The organism is Pelagicoccus sp. SDUM812002 (genome assembly GCF_031127835.1).
GTDB lineage: Bacteria > Verrucomicrobiota > Verrucomicrobiia > Opitutales > Opitutaceae > Pelagicoccus.
Genome location: NZ_JARXHX010000004.1, coordinates 45565 through 66865, shown reverse-complemented (window position 1 = coordinate 66865; position 21301 = coordinate 45565). Strand labels below are relative to the sequence as shown.

At 54.4% G+C, this 21301-nt stretch carries 19 protein-coding genes; 17 read left to right on the top strand and 2 right to left on the bottom strand.

All coding sequences use genetic code 11. The features are described from left to right. The gene (locus tag QEH53_RS07830; RefSeq protein WP_309022609.1) at positions 1–1050 is read right to left on the bottom strand and encodes a hypothetical protein; all 1050 of its coding nucleotides are present in this window, start codon (positions 1048–1050) and stop codon (positions 1–3) included. Positions 1051–1295: 245 nt separating this feature from the next. Between QEH53_RS07830 and QEH53_RS07825 the strand changes: the two genes are divergently transcribed. Then, positions 1296–2072, top strand: coding sequence for a ThuA domain-containing protein (locus tag QEH53_RS07825; protein ID WP_309022608.1), 777 nt, complete (start codon positions 1296–1298; stop codon positions 2070–2072). A gap of 494 nt (positions 2073–2566) precedes the next feature. Then, a complete protein-coding gene (locus QEH53_RS07820; RefSeq protein ID WP_309022607.1) occupies positions 2567–4336 on the top strand; it encodes a SpoIIE family protein phosphatase in 1770 nt (589 codons plus the stop codon). 45 nt (positions 4337–4381) lie between these two features. Here QEH53_RS07820 and QEH53_RS07815 read toward each other — a convergent pair whose 3' ends face one another. Beyond that, positions 4382–4819, bottom strand: coding sequence for a GatB/YqeY domain-containing protein (locus tag QEH53_RS07815; RefSeq protein ID WP_309022606.1), 438 nt, complete (start codon positions 4817–4819; stop codon positions 4382–4384). 147 nt (positions 4820–4966) lie between these two features. On the opposite strand from QEH53_RS07815, the gene QEH53_RS07810 reads away from it, so the two are divergent. From QEH53_RS07810 to atzF, 15 genes are all read left to right on the top strand, one after another. Then, a complete protein-coding gene (locus QEH53_RS07810) occupies positions 4967–5410 on the top strand; it encodes a thioredoxin family protein (protein ID WP_309022605.1) in 444 nt (147 codons plus the stop codon). Between the two features lie 92 nt (positions 5411–5502). Continuing rightward, positions 5503–6012, top strand: a complete 510-nt coding sequence (locus QEH53_RS07805; RefSeq protein ID WP_309022604.1) for a hypothetical protein — start codon at positions 5503–5505, stop codon at positions 6010–6012. 91 nt (positions 6013–6103) lie between these two features. Further along, positions 6104–6487 carry a hypothetical protein gene (locus QEH53_RS07800; RefSeq protein ID WP_309022603.1) on the top strand — a complete coding sequence of 128 codons (384 nt, stop codon included), beginning with the start codon at positions 6104–6106 and terminating at the stop codon, positions 6485–6487. Between the two features lie 71 nt (positions 6488–6558). Further along, positions 6559–7530, top strand: a complete 972-nt coding sequence (locus QEH53_RS07795; RefSeq protein ID WP_309022602.1) for a TIGR01777 family oxidoreductase — start codon at positions 6559–6561, stop codon at positions 7528–7530. After that, on the top strand, positions 7527–7931 hold the full coding sequence (locus QEH53_RS07790) for a hypothetical protein (RefSeq protein ID WP_309022601.1): 405 nt from the start codon (positions 7527–7529) through the stop codon (positions 7929–7931). The genes QEH53_RS07795 and QEH53_RS07790 overlap by 4 nt, the downstream gene beginning before the upstream one ends. A 169-nt stretch (positions 7932–8100) precedes the next feature. After that, entirely contained in the window at positions 8101–9093 is a 993-nt protein-coding gene (locus tag QEH53_RS07785) for an ABC transporter substrate-binding protein (protein ID WP_309022600.1), read from the top strand. A gap of 126 nt (positions 9094–9219) precedes the next feature. After that, positions 9220–10608, top strand: a complete 1389-nt coding sequence (locus tag QEH53_RS07780) for an ABC transporter permease (protein WP_309022599.1) — start codon at positions 9220–9222, stop codon at positions 10606–10608. Next, entirely contained in the window at positions 10608–11510 is a 903-nt protein-coding gene (locus QEH53_RS07775; RefSeq protein ID WP_309022598.1) for an ABC transporter ATP-binding protein, read from the top strand. Before QEH53_RS07780 ends, QEH53_RS07775 begins: the two co-directional genes overlap by 1 nt. 8 nt (positions 11511–11518) lie before the next feature. Next, positions 11519–12301 (top strand): creatininase family protein, encoded by a 783-nt coding sequence (locus QEH53_RS07770; protein WP_309022597.1) that lies wholly within the window; start codon positions 11519–11521, stop codon positions 12299–12301. Between the two features lie 26 nt (positions 12302–12327). After that, on the top strand, positions 12328–13758 hold the full coding sequence (glnT, locus tag QEH53_RS07765) for a type III glutamate--ammonia ligase (protein WP_309022596.1): 1431 nt from the start codon (positions 12328–12330) through the stop codon (positions 13756–13758). 65 nt (positions 13759–13823) lie between these two features. Further along, positions 13824–14270 (top strand): nickel-responsive transcriptional regulator NikR, encoded by a 447-nt coding sequence (gene nikR / locus QEH53_RS07760; RefSeq protein ID WP_309022595.1) that lies wholly within the window; start codon positions 13824–13826, stop codon positions 14268–14270. A 41-nt stretch (positions 14271–14311) separates the two neighbouring features. Further along, complete coding sequence (locus tag QEH53_RS07755) at positions 14312–15028, top strand: urea amidolyase associated protein UAAP1 (protein WP_309022594.1); 717 nt, start codon at positions 14312–14314, stop codon at positions 15026–15028. A gap of 13 nt (positions 15029–15041) precedes the next feature. Then, positions 15042–15677, top strand: a complete 636-nt coding sequence (locus QEH53_RS07750) for an urea amidolyase associated protein UAAP2 (RefSeq protein WP_309022593.1) — start codon at positions 15042–15044, stop codon at positions 15675–15677. A 111-nt stretch (positions 15678–15788) separates the two neighbouring features. Then, entirely contained in the window at positions 15789–19385 is a 3597-nt protein-coding gene (uca, locus tag QEH53_RS07745; protein ID WP_309022592.1) for an urea carboxylase, read from the top strand. Positions 19386–19459: 74 nt separating this feature from the next. Continuing rightward, positions 19460–21253 carry an allophanate hydrolase gene (gene atzF, locus QEH53_RS07740; protein ID WP_309022591.1) on the top strand — a complete coding sequence of 598 codons (1794 nt, stop codon included), beginning with the start codon at positions 19460–19462 and terminating at the stop codon, positions 21251–21253. Positions 21254–21301: the final 48 nt, after the last annotated feature.

Genomic DNA, 21301 nt, shown 5'->3' with positions numbered 1-21301 from the left:
TCAGCTTCCGGACAAGGCTACGATCTCGAGTACTAAGCCTTTTATTAACTCCATCTCGACTCCATTCATAGCCGTGATGGTAAGCTTCTCTGGCCCTACGTAAACAGATCCCACACGGACGACCTGGCCTTCGTCATCTCTGGGATCTTCGAGGTCTTCCTCCCCTTCGAGGGACTGTACTGGAGGACTTGATACGGGAAGTACATGGATATCGAACACGGTCTCTCCCAATGGGTCGAAACCAAATTCCAAAGGATCCACTTCTGAGAAGAAAGGGTGGCGCTGCAGCGCCGCGACGGCATCGTGCTTCTCCGCATCGAGATAGAAACTCACCCGACAAGGATCTTCCGCAGGTTTGCCCCCACCCTCGGGTCCACCCAATTCCCCCACTCCGTCATGGTCATCCTGGATTGATGTACAGAGATTCCATACTTCGGGGAGTGCGCCTTGCAGCACCTCGTTGATACCCTCAACTTCAGTATCCAAAAAATCTACAATCGACTCCACGACAGTCCCCAGCACCTCCGCTGTTCCCACGAAGACACCGGGTATGACGTAAATGCAATTTTCATGGACGAGAAACCGCCCAAACATCAATGCCCCACGTTCCAAGGGTTCTTGGTCTCCAAAATCTACATACAAGTACTCATCGCCTGGACTGAAGATGTCCCGCACCGTATAGTAAGGTAGCGACGGGTTTGAATCGGTCACTTGCACCAGCAAAGCTTGGCTCTGCGCCAATTTCTCGAATACCAGACGAGCGTCGTTCTTCAGGCTCTGTTCCTCCTCATCCTCTAACGCTTCCTTGACCTCAGGAAAAGCATGTCCCTTAAGGGCAAGGCTCATAATCGTCCACTGCGTCTCATATGCGATCAAGGGTAAATCCCGCTCAGGGGCGAAGCGTCGATCCATAGCGTCGAAACGCCGCGCCCATTCGCTCGGGCCTACTATTTTCTCCAGCCACCGCGAGGCCGCTGCTAAGCCCTTTCCAACAATCGCATCGAAAGCCTTGGGGGCGTCCGGATTGAAAGGGTTGAATGGGCAGGTCATGGGGCATTGTAGCTCGACCACCCTCTCGGCGACACATCGCTGCACTGTGATTGAAGAGCCCAGAGCAGGACAAAATCTTCGATCTGGAGTTGAAATAGGAGAAACCATAGCGTTTCCCTAGGTCTAGGCCCCGCTCCCCATAAATCGAGCACCAAACACCGGTCTATAATTGCACAAATCTGTAAGCGCACAGAAGCCGGTATTTCCCTTCACATATCACACGATATTCAACAGAACACACCCCTATGAAACTAAGAAAAATAGCGACAACCCTCGCCCTCGCGGCGGCATTTTCTGCGACATCGTGCTTCGCTGAACAATTCAAGGTCCTCCTCTTTTCGAAGACCGACGGCTGGCACCATGACTCCATTAACGCCGGTGTCACCGCTATCCAAGAACTCTCTAAGCTTCACGACTTCGAAGTCTTCTGGACCGAGGACTCAAACCGCGTGATGAACGACAACACGCTCAAGAACTATGACGTCGTCATATTCCTGCTCACGTCCGGCAATATCCTCAACGACGAACAGCAGGCAGCTTTCGAGCGGTACATCAACAACGGTGGCGGTTTCGTCGGAATCCACAGCGCTTCCGACACCGAATACGATTGGGATTGGTATACCAAAATGGTTGGCCATATGTTCCACATCCACCCAGCCGTGCAAACTGGAGTCATAAAGGTCGAAGACCCGAACTTCCCAGGCATGGATCGCTTCGCTCCCAAATTCATCTTCACCGAAGAGTGGTACGAATTTGACGCGCCTCGCACCGACGACCTGAAGTACCTGCTCAGCGTCGACGAGAAAACCTACAAGCCTGACGCCAACTGGGGCGTGAAAAGTGGCGACGGCATGGGCGACTTCCATCCAGTTAGCTGGTACAAGGAATACGAGGGTGGACGCTCTTTCTACACCGCACTCGGGCACCTCCCTGCTACCTACAAGGATGCGGACTTCATGCATCACATCTACGGCGGCATCTACTGGGCTGCCACCGGGAACAGCTTCACCGCGGGCGAATAATACCCTTTTAGGCGAAGGGCGGGCTGGATAGCGTTCCAGCACGCCCTACATTAACGCAAGAAGGAATCTCGCAATCCGAGGACTCGGCGGACTAACTCCTAAGCTAGATTTCAGCGCTAATACATAGACCGCACCAAATCTCAATCCTTCCGTATTCAGTTCTCCGATACATTTTACCACCTCACATTAGAACCCCATCTACAAACGCCCTGCCGCCCTACAAAGGGCCCAGCATAGCATTTAGGCAGTCTCGGGACCGCTACAGCTCGCTTCTCGGGCAGGCTCAGCGCGGGAAGCCAGTTTTCTCGATTGGAGTCCAGCGGGATTAGAATCAACGAATTTGTCACCCTTGCGCATGGCATGACCTTTTTCCCGAGCTACTTTGTCACAATTTTGTCAATACAAAGAAGTACGCGTTCCAAAACGCCGATTTTCTTACTTTTTGACACATCCCTACTTGGCAAGACCACCCAGCTGCGTAGATTAGCTCGTCAATGATTCCGGATTCGGACAATCACGCCTACCCCAAATCGCTCTCCACCACTTTCCTAGGTGAGTCACACTCGAACCCCGATCAAGAGGGTACGTACACCCCTGCCCAACTGAAGAAGGCCCTCGAATTGGCATACTTGGCAGGAACAAAACAACGCATACGTCAAGGGAAGCACACCGCCGACCCCGATATGCTATTCTGGCAATTGATGGACAACCTGCCGGACAACGTCTATTTCAAGGATACCCGAAGCCGCTTTACCTGCGTCAACCGGGCCCAAGCGAGGTTTCTAGGCCTGGAGGAACCCAACGACGCGATCGGCATGTCCGATTTCGACTTTTTCCCGGAAACCATGGCAAAAGTCCAATTCCATGAGGAACAGGACATCATTGCCACCGGAAAGGGCTACAGCCTTCACGAGGAGAAACACGTTAAGGACGACGTTCTCCAGCGCTTCGTCATCTCCAGCAAACTGCCGCTTAAAGACAAAGACGGCAATATCTGCGGCACTTTCGGTATTTCCCGAGACGTTACGGACCGCTACCTAGCGGAGAGAGAAGTAAAGCGGCAGCGCAACCTACTCAAAGCGATCATCGACATTCTCCCCTGCCGAATCTTCGTCAGAGACCTCGAGGATCGATTCCTCCTCGCAAACAACACCTATAAGAACGCCCTCGGAATCAAATCTTCCCAAGACCTCATTGGTCACAGTCTATCGGAATTTAGCGACGAAGAAAGAGTCGCCAAAATACGAGCAGAAGACCGACGCGTCTGCGAAAAGGGAGAGCCCATACTAAATCAAATCGATTTTGACCTCAGCGTATTCAAGAAAGACAGTTGGATCGTTACTTCAAAGGTTCCTCTCAGGGGACGCGACGGAGCGATAGAGGGCATCGTAGGCATGACCTACGATATCACAGAGCAAAAGAAAGCGGAGGAGGAAGCCCGCATGCTCTCCGAAGAGCTGCGCGACAAAAACACCCATTTCGAAGCGGAGCTGCTGGTAGCCAGACAATTGCAGGAAACCTTGATGTCCATCGGCTTCGACAAAGACAGACAGTATTCAAAATCTGGATCGAAATGGACCTTGAGCTCCAGCTACTTCTATAAGCCAAGCCACCATCTCGCAGGGGATTTCTTCGACCTCATCCAGATATCCGAAAGCAAAATCGGAATCCTCGTCTGCGACGTCATGGGCCACGGCGTAAAAGCTGCCCTTGTGACTATGCTGCTGCGCGGCCTTATTTCCGAATTCGCCGACATTCTCGACCAGCCCGGCAGAGTGCTCGGGCAATTGAACAAACGCCTTTGTTCACTAGCTGAAGACCAAGAATTCCCCCGATTCACCACCGCAGTCTACCTCACGCTCGACCTAGACACCGGAGAGGCCCGAGTAGCGAACGCGGGACATCCTGGCCCTCTTTGGAAAACCAGAAACGCCTCCGACCGCGAGATTTTCGAGCCTTGCCCCTGCGGCGAAATTGGCCCGGCGCTTGGCCTAATCCCCGAGCAAGAGTTTCTCCGCTACGAGTTTACATGCCAGGAAACCACCGAATTCCTCCTCTACACCGATGGAATTATTGAACAGAAAGACGCCATGGGAGAAGAATTCGGTATCCAAAAGCTGGAGGAAATCCTACTCAACAACCGAGGCGACGACCTAGCGGAACAAATCAAAACCATCAGGTCTGCTCTCAAGCTCACCGCCGGGACGGAAGATTTCGACGACGACATCTGCCTCGTCGCTGTTAAGATGAAGCCTAACGCTTGATCTTCACAATGAGGATCCCGCCTAGAACAGACAACGCTGGACTCTTTATCCTAAGACCTTCTTCACCTCGCTCGAGGCGAGCTTCATGTCGAGCGCCGGGCCGATGTCAGCCTTGAGTTTAGCCATCACTGCGCCCATATCGCGCATGGAGGAGGCTCCAGTTGCCTCGACCGCGTCTGCCACCAGCTTTGGATAGGCATCCGCATCAAGCTTTTCCGGCAACAGAGCTTCTAATAACTCAGCACGAGCGGCGATTTCCGCTGCCTTGTCCTCGCGCCCCGCCTTCTCAAAAGCAGCAGCAGACTCGGCGAACTTGCCCGCTTCCTTCTCGACTATAGCCAAGACCTTCGAATCCGAAAAGTTTTCGTTGGCTCTCACTTCGCCCTCCTGAATAGCTGCCAGTGCAGCTCCATAGGCCTCAGTCGCTGCAGGGTCACGAGCGATTCGGGCTTTTTGATGAAGTTCCTTGAGCTTGTCTTTCATTTCGCCGCCATTGTCGGATCCGAACCCAGCTTGGCAACGGTTAACTTTCGCATCCCAGATCGATCCTCAGATTAGTTCGCCTCTAGTTTACCTCGCATCCCAGCCCATATTTCGATCGTATTTTGCACACGCAACCTCCTCCTCAAGATGCCCGACAAAAAGAAATCCTGGATCAAATACCTCACCGTCGCAGTAGCCATCGCAGCTGCCTACTTCATCAACACCGAGGTGCAGACCCGCCTCGGACAAAGCGTCCTAGACGAAATGCAGCTCGAACGACACAGCCTCCCCGAGGCCCTCGCCAAAGCCAAAGTCGAGAACAAGCTCGTCCTCGCCGACATGTCCGCCATCTGGTGCCCGACGTGCCGCAGCCTCGACAAAAACGTGTTCTCCAACCCCAAGGTCCAGGCCAAGATCAACGAGAATTACGTCTTCGCCCGCATCGAATACGAATCGGAAGAAGGAGAATCCTTCATGGACACCTATGACGTTCGCGCTTTCCCCACCATCCTGATCCTCGATCCAACCGGCAAAAGGCTAAAGAAGATCGAATATACTTCCTCCCCTGAAGAGTTTAACAGCTTCCTCTAGGGTCGGAGATAGCAGTCACCCCATCGAACCAAACGCGACCGAAACTCGTCTTGACAAATCGTATTTTCAGTATTTTCTGAAAATTAAATCAGATGAGCGAACTGGCAGAAATAAAGGACAACTTCGTCACACAGTGGGGCGCCCTCGGCAGCCAGTGGGGCATCAACCGGACCATGGCCATGATCCATGCCCTCCTTCTCGTATCTCCCAACCCTCTCACGACCGACGAGATCATGGCCGAGCTCTCTGTCAGCCGCGGCAATGCCAACACCAATCTGCGCGATCTCGCGAGCTGGGGGCTAATTCGCCAAGTCATCGTCAAAGGCGAACGAAAGGACCACTACGAAGCCGAAAAAGACACTTGGAAGATCTTCTGCATAGTTGCCCGCGAGCGTAAACGCCGCGAGACCGAGCCGGCTAGCCAAGTTCTGAAGGACTGCATTAACCGCTCCAAGGACCTGAAAACCGCCGAAGCCAAAGAGCTGCATAAACAACTCACAGCCCTCAACGACTTCGTCATGCTCGCGAACTCCATCATGGAGAAGGTCGCCTCCAAGGAGCAAAGCACCCTCCTGCCCAAGATTCTAAAGGTCCTCAGCTAGCCCAACCACAACTAATAGCTTAACAGGTGCTGTTTTTATTTTCATTTTTTCCTGAAACTTCGAATACTTAAATCCGAAAAACTAAGTCATCATGAACTATACGCTACTGGCCACCCTCGCCTACATTACCGCAGCCATCGGCATGACTATCTACGTCGGCCGCGTACTGCGCATCCACGGCATGCCTTTCCTTGAGGAAGCGTTCCAAGACAAGCCGGCCTTAGCCGACGCCATAAACGTCTTGCTGAACACGGGCTTCTACCTGCTCAACCTCGGGATCATCGGAGCCAGCTTAAAGTTCACGGTGGCGGCCAACACCCTAGTAGAAGCCATCCAGGCAGCCGGCTATCGCCTCGGAATCGAACTGCTGATCCTCGGGTTCATCCACTTCTTCAATATGCGGATGATCAACAAAGTCCGCAAAGGCGAACCCAAGTATCGCCCCACCCCGCCGCCCGCAACCGCGGCCACCTGAATTCAAACCAAGAGTGGCATGGCCGCTGATTAAGTGGCCACGCCCTCCTTCTCTCCAACACTCGCAACATCATGAAAAAGCTAGTCATTGCCGGAGGCACCGGCTTCCTGGGCCAAGTACTCGCCCGCCACTTCACCCGCAAGAACTGGCAGGTCATCATCCTCACTCGCGATCCGCACCCCCCGACCTTCGTTGGGCAGCCACTCAATTGGAACGGGGAAACACTCGGCTCGTGGACCGCCGCCCTCGAAGGCGCCCACGCCATCGTGAACCTTTGCGGTAAATCGGTCGACTGCCGTTACCACCCCAGCAATCGAAAGCAAATCCTCGACAGTCGCATAGCGCCCACTCGCGTATTGGCCCAAGCGATACAAAAACTGGAACGACCCCCAGCCGTTTGGCTCAACGCCGCTAGCGCCACCATCTATCGCCACAGCCTCGAAACGCCAATGGACGAAAATCATGGCGAGCTCGGCGACGGTTTCTCTGTCGACATCTGCCGCGCTTGGGAGGCTGCATTCTTTGAAGACAATCTTACACAAACCCGCCGCGTCGCTCTCCGAACCAGCATGGTGCTGGGCCACGGAAAAAACAGCGTCTATCCCATCCTTGCGCGAATCGCTCGCTGCGGGATGGGAGGCAAGCTGGGAAGCGGCGAACAGATGGTCAGCTGGATCCATGAAGCCGATTTCGCCCGAGCAGTTGAGTTCGCCATCGATGACGAAGAGATTTCCGGAACTCTCAATGTAACTGCACCCGCTCCCTTAAGAAACAGCGTATTCATGCGAGCCATACGTGGAGCCGTCCGTATCCCTTTCGGACTCCCCCACTACAGACCAATGCTTGAAGTCGCCGCATGGCTCCTGCGTACTGAAACCGAGCTCACCTTGAAAAGCCGCTTCGCGGTGCCCGCCAAGCTTCTCAAGCGCCGCTTCGTCTTCTACTATCCTTTCGTCGACGAGGCCTTGGGAGACCTTGCCAGGAATCGTCCATTGGGACTAGCTCCTCTCGGTCCTCAAATTGCCCACAACTTCAAGCCATGAAGGCAGTTCTAAAACGCTTTTTGTTCAGTATCTTGGTGCCGCCCATGGTCGGTAGTACCTACTTTTTCGCCATAACGCTGATCGGCGCCATTGGAGTTGAGAACGTTACCCAATCGCTGCTCTTCCTGCCTATCATCTACCTTTACGCCTTCGCATACTGCTTCCTTCCGGGCAGCGCGTACTTCGCCATTCATGAGCTTGCCCGCGTCAAAGGGTTCGCCCCTCTGGAGAACCTACCGCGGTTCTTGGCAATCGGCGCCATAACAGGGACTGTAAGCGGGCTCGCCATCACCTCAGTGCTGGGGTTCCAGAGCTGGGTTTACTTCCTTCCGATCGGTATTTTAGCTGGGACCATCACCTCGTTCTTGAAAATCCTCGTCCATCGGGCGAAGCCTGATTGATCAATTCTAAGCCAAGCATCGCGGGTCTCCGTGAGCAAATTGAGGCTATTTCGTAGGATTGCCCTCGCAGGGCGGGGATGGCGCGAGCGATGCTCAACGCTGAGCATAATCGTAATACGTTTACTCTAATTCGTATTACCACCTACAGAACCTGAACGACCAAAGCCATATGAAGTTCGCCCGTCTTGCAAAACGCTCCCTCTCTGCTATTGCCCTCCTCGCCGCCCTGCCTTTCACTCAGGCTGAACCTTTAAAAATCGGGTATTCCGACTGGCCAGGCTGGGTTGCCTGGGAAATCGGGATCCAAAAAGGCTGGTTCGCCGAAGAAGGCGTCGAAGTCGACTTCCAATGGATGGACTACGTCGCATCCATGGACGCTTATGCAGCTGGCTTGCTGGATGCGGTGACGATGACCAATGGCGACGCTCTAGTAACCGGCGGCACCGGTAAGCCTTCCGTAGGCATCATTATCAATGACTTTTCCAACGGAAACGACATGATCGTAGCCGCACCTGGTTTCGACTCGCTGGCTGACCTCAAGGGCAAAAAGATCGGCCTCGAAGAAGGTTTCGTCATCCACCTGCTTCTTATGAAGGGTGCCGAGGCGGCGGGCATCGACCCGTCTGAATTCACGATCGTAAACACGCCGACCAACGAGACACCTCAGGTGCTCGCTTCCGGAGCAGTCGACGCGGTTGGCGCTTGGCAACCAAACTCGGGTCAAGCCCTCAAGACCGTCGCCAACTCCAAGCCAGTGCTTACTTCCGCGGACGTGCCCGGAGTTATTTACGACCTCCTGAGCGTCGATCCTGAAAGCCTCGAAAAGCGTCGTGACGACTGGATGAAGGTCGTGAAAGTCTGGTACCGCATCGTAGATTTTATAAAGGACGAGGACAACATAGACGAAGCCCTCGAAATTCTTGCCGGGCGCGTTGCCATTTCTCCTGAAGAGTACGAGCCATTCCTCGGAGGCACCTACATCCTGACCCTTGAAGAAGCGCTCCCCATCTGGGAAGAAGCCGAAGGTCTCAAGTCCGTCTATGGTTCAACCGCGATTTCGGACGAGTTCAACGTCTCCATGGGAGTATACGACGAACCGCTTAAGACAAACCAGTACCTCGACCCTAGCCTCACGCTAGAGTACGCAAAGTCAGTCGAATAGAGCGGGAGCCTCACTCCCTCGACACACCCCATTTCAAGAAGGCGGGCCGTGCCCGGTCCGCCTTTTTTGTGCCCGTTCCCTACCTCCTCCTCATCCACCTACCGAGCTCGATACTCAGAAGCCTTAATGACTAACGGAAAAAAAAACGGCAAAGTCACAAGCCCTTGGTTCGCTATCCGAAAAGACCTCGACGCGAGGCAACGCCTCACCCTTAGCTGCCTATCCTTCATCTTGCCATTGGTCGCCTGGGCCTTTGTGAGCTACTCGCCTTTCATTTGGCATCCAGACGTAAAACTGCACATTTCGGCTGACCGCTCAGATGTAACCACGGTCTACACCGCCGGAGACCATCTCTCCAAAACTTACTTCCCTGAATTCGTAGCAGCCATCCGATCGGACAACCTGGAGATCCTTGCCTCCCGCGAATCTGGAGATGCTGAAAGCAGGGGCTCCTCCGTCCGAAGAGCGAACCTCAAGATCATGAGGCACATCTCCGACGCGGCGATCGCCAACGATTGGCTAACCCGCGTTGAGGCCAAGGAAGACGACCTGCTCTATGGAGTTTGGAGAGATGTCGCCGAGGGAAAATTAAGCGGCAAAAAGGTTAAATTTTCCGAGGAAAACCTAGCCATTATCAATCGAAACTGGGAACTGATGTCAGCAAGCTCGCCGACCTTTAGCTCCAGAGACTTGCCGGAAATCCCCCTCGAAAAACTCGTGCCACAAGGCGTTTCAGCCAACCCTGTCTACCTCCCTGCTCCGCACGAGGTAGTCATCAAAGGCCTCCAAGATTTCACCTTCGAATCAGAGAGTGACAAGCCATCCATGTTCGATCGCTACAAGCACTCGCTCAAGATCGTCTTTCTCGGCTTCCTACTCGCCGCCGTCGTCGGCGTGCCGCTGGGTGTGCTCTGCGGAACTTTTGACTTCTTCTCCAAGCTGTTCGAACCCTTTGTCGACTTTTTCCGCTATATGCCGGCTCCCGCATTTAGCACATTGTTGGTCGCGGTTTTCCTCGCTCATGACGCTCCCAAAATCGCGTTGGTCTTTGTTGGTACCTTCTTCCAGCTGGTACTAGTCGTGGCCAACACCACCCGACAACTCGACCGCTCCTTACTCGAAGCAGCCCAAACCCTCGGAGCGAAGAATATCACTCTCATCCGTCGCGTGATTCTGCCCGGTATCACACCAAACTTGTACAATGACATGAGAATCCTTCTTGGCTGGGCCTGGACTTGGTTGGTCATCGCCGAGCTGATCGGAGTCAAAAGCGGGTTGACTGAGTTCCTCGAAACGCAAGGTCGCTGGCGAAACTTCGATAGCGTCTTCCCAATCATCATCCTGATCGGCATGTCAGGCTTCGTGACCGACCAATTTCTCTCCTCCCTCCGCAAGTACCTTTTCCCATGGACGCCCGATGCCGCGGAGAAGAAGCACGGTTTTATCGGACGATTCTTCCTCTGGCTGGTAGATCCAAAAGCCTACAGCACACCTCTAAACGGAAAGGCTAAATAATGAGCAGCTCTATCGAATTACCGAGTTACAAGGAGCAGAGCGAAGACGTACGAACGCGGTTCGCCGAACTCTACCAGCGTCCCATAAAGCTGGAAGTCGAAGGCCTCAGCAAAAGTTTCACAACCGCTAAGGGATCCGTCGAAGTTCTCAGCCCCATAAGCTTCAATGTCCATCGGCGCGAATTCGTTTCCGTCATCGGCCCTTCTGGTTGCGGAAAATCGACCTTGATTCGCATGCTAGCGGGCTTGGAAACTCTCTCCTCTGGGACCTTCCTCCTCGACGGACAAGAGCCAAGCGGTCCGGGCGCAGACCGCGGAATGGTCTTCCAAGGCTACACATTGTTTCCTTGGCTCAGCGTGAAGAAAAACGTCATGTTCGGACTCGAGGTAAACGGCAAATCTGGCGCCGCAGTCGAACAGGAGGCCATGCAGTGGATCGAGCTCGTGGGTTTGACCCACGCCGCCGATAAATATCCAAGGGAACTCTCGGGCGGAATGAAGCAACGAGTAGCTATCGCTCGCTCGCTCGCCAACCAGCCGCAGATTCTTTTTATGGACGAGCCTTTCGGTGCCCTCGACCCCCACACGCGGTGCCAAATGCAAGCGCACCTCTTGCAGATCTGGCGCAACGTTGACGTCACCATCATGTTCGTCACCCACGACCTCGACGAGGCTATCTACCTCTCGGACCGCATCCTAGTCCTCAAGGCAAACCCTGGGGAAATTCTCGAATACGTCGAAGTTCCCGTTCCGCGACCGCGTACACCTGAGCAATTGCTCAGTCCAGAGTTTCTCGCCATCAAACAGCGCCTCGAGGAGCTCATCCATCCCAAGGAACCAGAAAGAGACGACGAGCCCCTGCCCAATATCCGCATGACGGGCATCGGCGACGAGGTCGAATGATCAGGAGTATGAATACACTAGCTTTGCAACATTGGGAAGAGCTCACCTGGGAAGAAATTCAAGCTAGGATTTCTTCTGGTAACGATGCGGCGATTCTCCCCATTGGGGCGACCGAACAACACGGACCGCAACTCACAGTCGGTATGGATTCCCTGCTAGGCCGGCACCTCTGCTCAAGCGTCGCCAAAATCACGGGAGTCCCCAGCCTCCCTCTCCTTCCTTACGGCTGCTCGCTCGGCCATTCCCACCGCTGGCCGGGGACGCTTGCCCTGAGCCCACACACCCTTGTCTCAGTAGTCACGGACATCGCCGATTGGCTTTATCCAGCTGGCATAAAAAAGCTATTTATCGTCAACTCCCACGTCACTAACGAGGCTCCTCTTCGCTGCGCATTAGAAATATTGCGAGCAAAGCATGACGATCTATGTATCGCCCTTTTCAATACCGGAAAGCTCACGCCAGAGATCGCTCAAGACTTCTCTGCAGACGCTGCGGACTGGCACGCCAATGCTGCGGAAACTAGCATTGTTCTCCATCTCGACCCTAGCGCCACTCGTCCTGGCAAGCTGGCAAGCTCCGACGATCCCGACCGCACCCAAGGCAAAGTCTTCTCGCACCCCGTTAACCGCACGAGTTTAATCGGTGTCACTGGCACTCCCAGCAAAGCCTCTCCCGACGCAGGAAAAGAGCTCTACCAGAAGCTACAATCTGCGCTCGTAGAGCTGATCCGTACTGGCCTGCAAGAGTCCCCTCCCTTGGATCACTCTTACTTCGAACAGAGTGTGCAGTAACCTCGGCTTTCAATAAACCAAACGACATGACAACCCTTTCAGACATATATAACAACCATAACACCGCTCGTGGATTCGCCTACGAAGAGGCGTATCCATGGAGCGACGACCAACTCGACTCTATCCAAAACTCGCTCAAAGAAGCGGGAGTCAAATACTGTGTCGGCTCTTACGTGGACATCCACGGCACCCCTAAAGGCAAGTTCGTGCCCCTCTCCCATTTTGACCACTTCGCCCATGGCTCGGAGCTCTACACCGGCTACGCATTGGACGGTCTCGGACAGGCCCCCAACGATGATGAGATCGCTTCCGTTCCCGACCTCGGAATGATCATTCCACTCCCGTGGAACCCAGAGGTTGCATGGATTCCCGCCGACAACACACTGCACGGAAAGCCCTACGAAATCAGTGCCCGCGTCGCGCTCCAAAAGGTGTTGTCACAAGCAAAGGAGCTCGGGCTCGGAATGAATCTCGGCATCGAAGCCGAACTTTTTGTTCTCAAGCAAGACGAGGCAGGTCGTCTCCATATACCTAATACTGACGACAACCTGACAAAAAGCTGCTATGACATCAAACGCTTCATGGATCGCTACGACTGGCTCGACAAGATGGCCACCGCGATCGACGATCTCGGCTGGGGGCTTTACTCCCTCGACCACGAGGATGCCAACTCACAGTTCGAGTTCGACTTCAATTACGCGGACGCCCTGACCATGTGCGATCGCTTCACCTTCTTCCGCATGATGGCCAAGCACTACGCCGCCGAGGAGGGTCTCGTCGCCACCTTCATGCCCAAGCCGTTCGCCGACAAGACTGGCAGTGGCGCCCATTTCAACATGTCGCTTTACGATCTCAAAACCAAAGAGAATCTCTTCAAGCGACCTCATACAGAGGACCCACGCGGACTCGGCATTACAGAACTCGGCTACCAATTCATGGCTGGGATTCTCAAGCACGGTCCTGCTCTCTGCGCCACCTTTGCTCCCACCGTCAACAGCTACAAGCGACTCGTCCGACGAGGGCTCATGGCCTACTACTCTTGGGCTCCTGTATTCAATTCATACGGACGCAACAATCGTACCAATTCCCTTCGCGTTCCCATGTCCGGCGGCCGCGTCGAATCCCGAAACGCTGACGCTGCCTGTAACCCTTACCTCGCTGCCACCCTCGCCCTTGCGGCTGGCCTCGAAGGCATTCGCGAAAAGCTGGATCCCGGTGAGCCTCAGGAAGTTAACCTCTACGAACTCTCTCTCGAGGAAATGCAGGAACGCGGAATCAGCGAACTTCCCACTTCACTCAAAGAAGCCGTCGCCGCCTTCGCCAGCGATCCTTTCACAAGAGAAACCCTGGGGGACACCCTCCACTCAGAGTTCGTAAACTATAAATCTGAAGAATGGCGCCAGTACCACCAAAGCGTCAGCCAATGGGAAATCGATCGCTACTCACGCCTCTATTAGTTGAAGAAAGTCCTTGCCCACGAAACCATCCCAAGTATTACGTTTTCTTAAATTCGTAATACTTTATGAAACCTGAAGATATGAACGATCCCGCAGAACGCGTCAGTATAACCATACCACGCTCTGTCCTCGCCAAGTTTGACAGCATGCTCACTCAGCGGGGATTTGCGAACCGTTCACAAGCTATCACCGAGATCCTTAACCGCGAGATCATCGAAGCCAGCGCCGACCACGACGAACAAATCATGGCCGGCACCATAACGCTTTTCTACAGCACGCGACGGAACAACCTACAAAGCACCCTCAGCAGGATCCAGCGCAAGCACCTCGCCGAAGTCATCAGCTCCCTGCACGTCCAACTCGAGGACGATCACATCATGGAGGTCCTCGTAGTCCAAGGCCCTGCTCATAAGCTCCGCTCTATCTCAAACGAACTCATTACCTGCAAAGGGGTTAAAACCGGAAAGCTGAACCTTTCCTCCACCATTATGCCACCGCTTCACCAGAAGTAGCTAGGTTTTCAATACTCACTCTTAACCGAAAAGATTTCACCATGTCTCTCCTACACAAAGAAACCCTCTCCGGAGCGGGAATGTGGTCCAAAGTCATTAAGCGAGGACGCACCCTTCGTCTCACCGATCTGGAAGGCGGCGCTAATGTTGGCATGCTCCTCTACAACGCCTACGAAAAACACGAGCGTTACAACATGCCCGACACGCTCAAGGGCCAATACATCTTCCACCTCAAAGCACCTTATTGCCTGCATTCTGATATGGGGCGACTATTCGCCTCCATCACCGCCGAAAGCTCCGGCTGGCACGACACGGTCTGTGGCGCGTCTGACGCAAAATCAGTGAAAGCCAAATACGGGCAAGGCGACTATCAAGAGCTACACAACGATTTCCATCGCAACGCCCAGGAGTGTTTCCTCATCGAACTCGCCAAGTGGGGCCTCGGCAAACGCGACCTCGTCCCCAACATCAATTGGTTCTCTAAGGTAGTCCCCGACGAAGAAGGCAAGTTAAGCTTCATAAAAAACCACAGCAAACCGGGTGACTGCGTAGCGCTACGCTTCGAGCTCGACACGCTCGTGGTCCTCAATACCTGCCCACACCCCTTCGATCCAAATCCTGAATACAAACCCAGACCCGTAGAGCTCGCTATCTCAGAAGCCGATACTTTCGACGAAGAAGATCCATCCCTGCAAGTCCGTTCCGAAAATCAGCGAGCCTACCATAACACGACCGTCTACAACACCCTCCGCTTCTAACTATTTTCCGCCCATGCTCACAGAATCAACCCTCGATCCCGCCGACGCTGTCTACCGTGAAGTCATCAAAGCCGGCGACCACTGGAGCCATGTCATTAAAAAAGGCCAAACGTTCCGCATCCTCGATCTAGAGGGCAACCAAGCTGCAGATACGCTTTTCTACAATGCTCACGATCCCGTCGATCGATACTCGGCTAGCGACACCATCCGCTGCCAACAAGCGCTTTACTTGACTTCCGGCACCACGCTTATGTCCACCGGTGGCAACGCCCTGCTCGAAATCACTGCCGATACCTGCGGACGACACGACACCCTCGGCGGCGCTTGCTCCCGCGAGTCCAATACGATGCGCTATGCCATCGAGAAGGAACCGATGCACGCCTGCCGCGACTCCTTTATCTGCGGGTTGCACGACCATTCAAGCGACCTCGGCAAGCGCGATATCACCTGTAATATCAATTTCTTCATGAATGTCCCCGTCACCCCCGAAGGCGGTCTCAGTTTCGAGGATGGCATTAGCGCTCCCGGCCGCTACGTCGAAATGGTTGCCCTCATGGATGTCATCGCCCTCATCTCAAATTGCCCGCAGCTCAACAATCCCTGCAACGCCTACAACCCAACCCCCGTCGAAGCCATAATCTGGGATTAAGAAAAGCCCACAAATTTAAAAAATCCTCACTAATAGAATTCCATTTTCCAAAATCAATTCGTGCCCATTCGTGTAATTCATGGGCAGAAAACCACTCTCCAGCAATCTACCGTGTTTAAAAAAGTTCTCATAGCCAATCGAGGCGAAATCGCCTGTCGTGTCATCCGCACGCTTCGCAAGATGGGCATTGGCTCCGTTGCAATTTACTCCGACGCGGATCGCTTCGCCCAGCATGTCGACCTCGCCGACGAAGCCGTCCGCATTGGCCCCGCGCCGGTTAAGCAGAGCTATCTTAATATACAAGCCATCCTCGACGCAGCCCACTCCAGCGGAGCCGAAGCCATTCACCCCGGCTACGGTCTTCTCTCCGAAAACGCAGATTTCGCGACCCAAGTCGAAACAGCCGGCCTCGCCTTCATCGGTCCCACTCCTCAGCAGATGATTGAGTTCGGCCTTAAGCACACGGCTCGAGAGATCGCCGTCGCAAACAACGCTCCACTTTTGCCAGGTAGCGATCTGGTGAATACGCTCGACGAAGCTTGTTCCGAAGCCAATCGCATCGGATTTCCCGTTATGCTCAAGTCTACCGCTGGTGGCGGCGGTATCGGCATGCGTCTCTGCTGGGCAGAAGATGAACTTCGAGACGCTTACGAATCCGTCAAACGCCTCGGAGAAAACAATTTCGCCAACAGTGGCATCTTCCTAGAGAAGTTCGTACAACGTGCCCGCCATATTGAAGCCCAGATATTCGGAGACGGAGCTGGAAACGTCGTCGCTCTCGGCGAACGCGATTGCTCCGTGCAACGCCGCAACCAAAAGGTTATCGAGGAGACTCCCGCACCTGCCATTTCTGAAGCCCAACGTAAGGACCTTCTTGATACGGCCGTACGCCTTGCCCAAGGCGTCAATTACCGATCAGCCGGCACCGTCGAGTTCGTCTACGACGTCGACGCTTCCGCCTTCTATTTCCTAGAGGTCAACACCCGCCTCCAAGTCGAACACTGTGTCACCGAGGAAGTCACCGGAGTCGATCTGGTCGAGTGGATGATTAAACAGGCAGCTGGCGAGATGCCTGACCTCGACTCTCTCGAGATCAAGCCAAGCGGCGCCGCCATCCAAGCCCGCGTCTACGCCGAGGACCCGAACAAAGACTTCCAGCCTTCCTCTGGGCTACTCACCGAGGTCACCTTTCCTAGCGACGTTCGCGTCGATTCCTGGATCGAAACGTCTACCGAGGTTTCCGCCTTCTACGATCCTTTACTCGCCAAGGTGATCACCAAAGGCTCCACCCGATCAGAAGCAATCGCCAAGCTCGCAATTTCCCTTGCTGCTTCTCGCGTCGAAGGCATCGAGACCAATCTGGAATACCTTGAGAACATTCTCGCATCCGACACCTTCCTCAATGCCGAGCACACCACAAAATTTTGCGATAGCCTAATCTACCACCCGAGTACCATCGACGTGCTCGACGCCGGAACACAAACCACCATCCAAGACTACCCTGGCCGCGTCGGTTACTGGGACGTTGGCGTTCCGCCCTCGGGCCCTTTCGACGCGTACGCCTTCCGCCTCGGTAACAAGATCCTCGGCAATGACGAAAAAGCCGCCGGTCTGGAAATCACAGTCACCGGACCAACACTTGTCTTCAATCATGCAACCACCATCGCCCTAACCGGAGCGGCAACCAACGCCACCCTCAATGGCGAACCTATTCCCTTTTGGCAGGCCATTGAAGTCTCAGTAGGCGACGAGTTGTCTTGCGGCAAAATCGTTGAAAACGGATGCCGCTCCTACCTCGCGGTCCAAGGCGGCCTGGATGTGCCCGACTACCTCGGGAGTAAGTCAACATTCACCCTGGGCCAATTTGGCGGTCACTGCGGCCGTACGTTGATCTTGGGTGACGTCCTCCATTTCAATAAAGCTGAACCGCAGCCACTCTACGAGGTTGAAGCGTCTCAGATTCCTGAATACAATAGCCACTGGAACATCCGCGTTCTTTACGGCCCACACGGAGCTCCCGACTTTTTCACCGACGAAGATATAGAGACCTTTTTCAAAACCAATTGGGAGGTTCACTACAACTCAGCTCGCACTGGTGTACGTTTGATCGGCCCCAAGCCTAAGTGGGCCCGGACCGACGGCGGCGAAGCTGGTCTACACCCATCTAACCTGCACGACAACGCCTACGCCATCGGCACCGTCGACTTCACGGGGGACATGCCCGTCATTCTCGGTCCCGACGGCCCCAGCCTTGGCGGCTTCGTTTGTCCGGCCACCATTATCAAGGCCGATCTTTGGATGATGGGACAACTCAAACCGGGCGACTCCGTCCGCTTCGTAAAAGTCGACCAAAGCACCGCCACTCGCCTCGAACTGGATCAGGAAACCATCTTTTCAAACACGTCCGTTTTAAAAGAACTCCTCTCGCGATCCTCGCACTACGGTACCGACCACGCCATCTTAGATCGACGCCCGAAACTCCCTCACCTTGACCGTCCATCCGTCTGCTACCGACGCTCAGGCGATAAGTATTTGCTGATCGAATACGGGGATATGAAGCTAGACCTCAACCTCCGCTTCCGAGCCCACGCTTTGATGGAGGCTGTCAAGGCTGCCGCTATCCCCGGTATCCTAGAACTCACACCCGGCATTCGTTCCCTGCAGATCCACTATGAGAGTCTGCAGCTCTCGCTCGATGCCCTCGTGGATCATCTGAAGGAGATCGAGGAGAAGCTCCCGCCGATCACTGAAATGAAGGTGCCCACCCGCACCGTCTACCTGCCACTTTCGTGGGATGACGAGGCCACAAAGCTGGCTATCAAGAAGTACGAGTCCGTCCGTAAAAACGCGCCATGGTGCCCGTCTAACATCGAGTTCATTCGCCGCATCAACGGCCTCAGTTCCATCCAGGACGTAAAGGACATCCTCTTCAACGCGAGCTACTTGGTCATGGGACTAGGCGACGTTTACTTGGGAGCCCCGGTGGCGACCCCTGTCGACCCGCGTCATCGTCTTGTCACTACAAAGTACAATCCGGCTCGCACGTGGACCCCAGAAAATGCGGTCGGAATCGGTGGAGCCTATCTCTGCGTCTACGGCATGGAGGGACCGGGCGGCTATCAATTTGTCGGTCGCACCGTGCAAATGTGGAATCGCTACAAGCAAACCAAGGACTTCAAGGAAGGAAAGCCGTGGCTGCTTCGCTTCTTCGACCAAATTCGATTCTACGAAGTCAGTGCCGACGAACTCCTCACGATGAGAGAGGACTTCGTACACGGTCGCTTCGAACTGAAAGTGGAAGAGTCCACCTTCGACTTGGCCCAGTTCAACAATTTCCTCTCCGAAAACGAGGCCGACATCAAGACTTTCAAGGACAAGCAGCAGGCCGCCTTCGACGCCGAACGCCAACACTGGATCGAAACCGGTCAAGCGACGTACGAAGCCGACGAAGCTGGGCTGGGAGCCATCGAAGAAAGCGAAATCCCAGAAGGTTGCCGCGCTATCCAAAGCCATGTACCGGGAAGCGTATGGAAAGTTTGCGTACAAGAAGGCGACACCGTCCGAAAGGGTGACGTCCTCCTCATTGTCGAATCCATGAAAATGGAAATCAACATCACCGCTCCGTCAGATGGCACGGTCGAAGCTTTACTGACAAACGAAGGCTCTCCCACCAACAAAGGCCAGAACTTAGCAGTAATTAGAGAGTAATCGTACAGTAGAAATACGAAGCTCAAGAGACAACATATCATCCACTTCGTGTTCTTCGTTGGCAAAATACCAATATGAATCTTTCTTTCGATCTCACTTCTCTTCGCGAAGGCTACCTCGCAGGTCACTACACTGTCTCCGATATCGTTCGTGAAACGCTCTCCCGCATAAAATCAGGTGACTCCAAAATCTGGATATGCGTGGACACCGAGGAGCGCCTTCTCGCTCAGGCGACCGAACTCGAATCCAAATCAGCTGACGAGCTTCCCCTCTACGGTATTCCATTTGCGGTTAAGGACAATATCGACGTCGCCCAGCTGCCCACCACTGCAGCCTGTCCTGACTACCTCTATTTCGCCGGCTCCGACTCTACCGTAGTAGCCCAGTTACGGGCCGCCGGAGCCATTCCCATCGGCAAGACCAATCTCGATCAATTTGCCACCGGGTTGGTGGGCGTACGCTCTCCGTACGGCGTTCCGGGAAACGCTTTCAATCCAGAGTACATTCCCGGCGGATCGAGCTCTGGGTCAGCTGTATCCGTGGCCCTTGGACAGGTTTCATTTGCGCTCGGGACCGACACTGCAGGCTCGGGTCGCGTGCCCGCTTGCTTTAATAATCTCATTGGCCTCAAGCCTAGCCGAGGTCTGCTCAGCAACACTGGGCTCGTGCCAGCCTGCAAATCCCTCGACTGCATCTCAATTTTCGCGCTCAACGCGAGCGACGCTCAAACCGCTCTGCACTCAGCTGCGTCCTTCGATCCGAGTGATTCCTACTCGCGTGCCTACCCTCGGAACCTGGAGTCGCCTCGTAGAACCTTTCGCGACGGTATGACTTTTGGAGTTCCTTCCCCAGAGCAACTCCAATTTTTTGGAGACGAGGACTACCTCAACCTCTACTTGGAAGCGGTCAAGAGACTGGAAGCTCTTGGTTTCAAGAAACAGGTCATCGACTTCTCCCCTTTCCTCGCGGCGGCCCGACTTCTCTACGAGGGCCCTTGGGTCGCCGAACGCTACTGGGCCATCCAGGACCTGATTAAAGAATCACCCGATTCGCTGCATCCCACGACACGGGCCATCATCGAAAAAGGGATTGAGGGCACGGCAGTCGATGCCTTCGACGCGGCCTACAAGCTACAAGCTTTCCGTCAGCAAGTTAAGCCTTTGTGGGATGAGATAGACTTCCTCGCCACCCCAACTGCAGGCACTCATTACACGATCGAAGAAGTCGAGGCCAACCCGATCCAATTGAATTCAAACCTTGGATACTATACAAATTTCATGAATTTGCTGGATCTCGCATCGGTCGCGGTTCCCACAGGATTCACGCCGAAGCAACTCCCTTTCGGAATAACCGTCATCGCACCGGCTTTCCACGACGAAAAACTACTCGCCATCGCGGACAAGCTCCAAGACGCCTCCGACCTAAATCTCGGAGCAACCCAATTCAAGCGGCACAGCGCTCTTGCACACGCGCCTTGCGATTCTTCACCGATCGCAGTCTGCGGAGCTCACATGAGCGGTCTTCCACTCAATCACCAGCTGACCAATCTCGGAGCCACTTTCAATCGGGCAACTCGAACCAGCGGCACCTATCGACTCTTCGCCCTTCCGGGTACCACCCCACCCAAGCCGGGGATAGTTCGAGACTCCGAAAGCGGAGCCTCGATCGAGCTGGAAATTTGGGACCTTCCAAAATCGCAATGGGCTAGCTTCATCGAACAAATCCCACCTCCACTCGGTATAGGAAATATCGAGCTCGAAGATGGTAGCTACGTGAAAGGCTTTTCCTGTGAAGCGTGGGCAACCACAGATGCCACAGAGGCTACATCACTAGGTGGCTGGCGGGCTTATCTGGAAGCGGCGCCGTAGCCGTCTATCCATCGCAAGTCTTCACCACATAGGTTCGGAACGATCTAA

Bases quoted from the DNA above. Each gene is read 5' to 3' on its own strand.
- QEH53_RS07830 (WP_309022609.1), bottom strand. From the start codon at position 1,050: ATGACCTGCCCATTCAACCCTTTCAATCCGGACGCCCCCAAGGCTTTC.
- QEH53_RS07825 (WP_309022608.1), top strand. From the start codon at position 1,296: ATGAAACTAAGAAAAATAGCGACAACCCTCGCCCTCGCGGCGGCATTT.
- QEH53_RS07820 (WP_309022607.1), top strand. From the start codon at position 2,567: ATGATTCCGGATTCGGACAATCACGCCTACCCCAAATCGCTCTCCACC.
- QEH53_RS07815 (WP_309022606.1), bottom strand. From the start codon at position 4,819: ATGAAAGACAAGCTCAAGGAACTTCATCAAAAAGCCCGAATCGCTCGT.
- QEH53_RS07810 (WP_309022605.1), top strand. From the start codon at position 4,967: ATGCCCGACAAAAAGAAATCCTGGATCAAATACCTCACCGTCGCAGTA.
- QEH53_RS07805 (WP_309022604.1), top strand. From the start codon at position 5,503: ATGAGCGAACTGGCAGAAATAAAGGACAACTTCGTCACACAGTGGGGC.
- QEH53_RS07800 (WP_309022603.1), top strand. From the start codon at position 6,104: ATGAACTATACGCTACTGGCCACCCTCGCCTACATTACCGCAGCCATC.
- QEH53_RS07795 (WP_309022602.1), top strand. From the start codon at position 6,559: ATGAAAAAGCTAGTCATTGCCGGAGGCACCGGCTTCCTGGGCCAAGTA.
- QEH53_RS07790 (WP_309022601.1), top strand. From the start codon at position 7,527: ATGAAGGCAGTTCTAAAACGCTTTTTGTTCAGTATCTTGGTGCCGCCC.
- QEH53_RS07785 (WP_309022600.1), top strand. From the start codon at position 8,101: ATGAAGTTCGCCCGTCTTGCAAAACGCTCCCTCTCTGCTATTGCCCTC.
- QEH53_RS07780 (WP_309022599.1), top strand. From the start codon at position 9,220: ATGACTAACGGAAAAAAAAACGGCAAAGTCACAAGCCCTTGGTTCGCT.
- QEH53_RS07775 (WP_309022598.1), top strand. From the start codon at position 10,608: ATGAGCAGCTCTATCGAATTACCGAGTTACAAGGAGCAGAGCGAAGAC.
- QEH53_RS07770 (WP_309022597.1), top strand. From the start codon at position 11,519: ATGAATACACTAGCTTTGCAACATTGGGAAGAGCTCACCTGGGAAGAA.
- glnT (WP_309022596.1), top strand. From the start codon at position 12,328: ATGACAACCCTTTCAGACATATATAACAACCATAACACCGCTCGTGGA.
- nikR (WP_309022595.1), top strand. From the start codon at position 13,824: ATGAAACCTGAAGATATGAACGATCCCGCAGAACGCGTCAGTATAACC.
- QEH53_RS07755 (WP_309022594.1), top strand. From the start codon at position 14,312: ATGTCTCTCCTACACAAAGAAACCCTCTCCGGAGCGGGAATGTGGTCC.
- QEH53_RS07750 (WP_309022593.1), top strand. From the start codon at position 15,042: ATGCTCACAGAATCAACCCTCGATCCCGCCGACGCTGTCTACCGTGAA.
- atzF (WP_309022591.1), top strand. From the start codon at position 19,460: ATGAATCTTTCTTTCGATCTCACTTCTCTTCGCGAAGGCTACCTCGCA.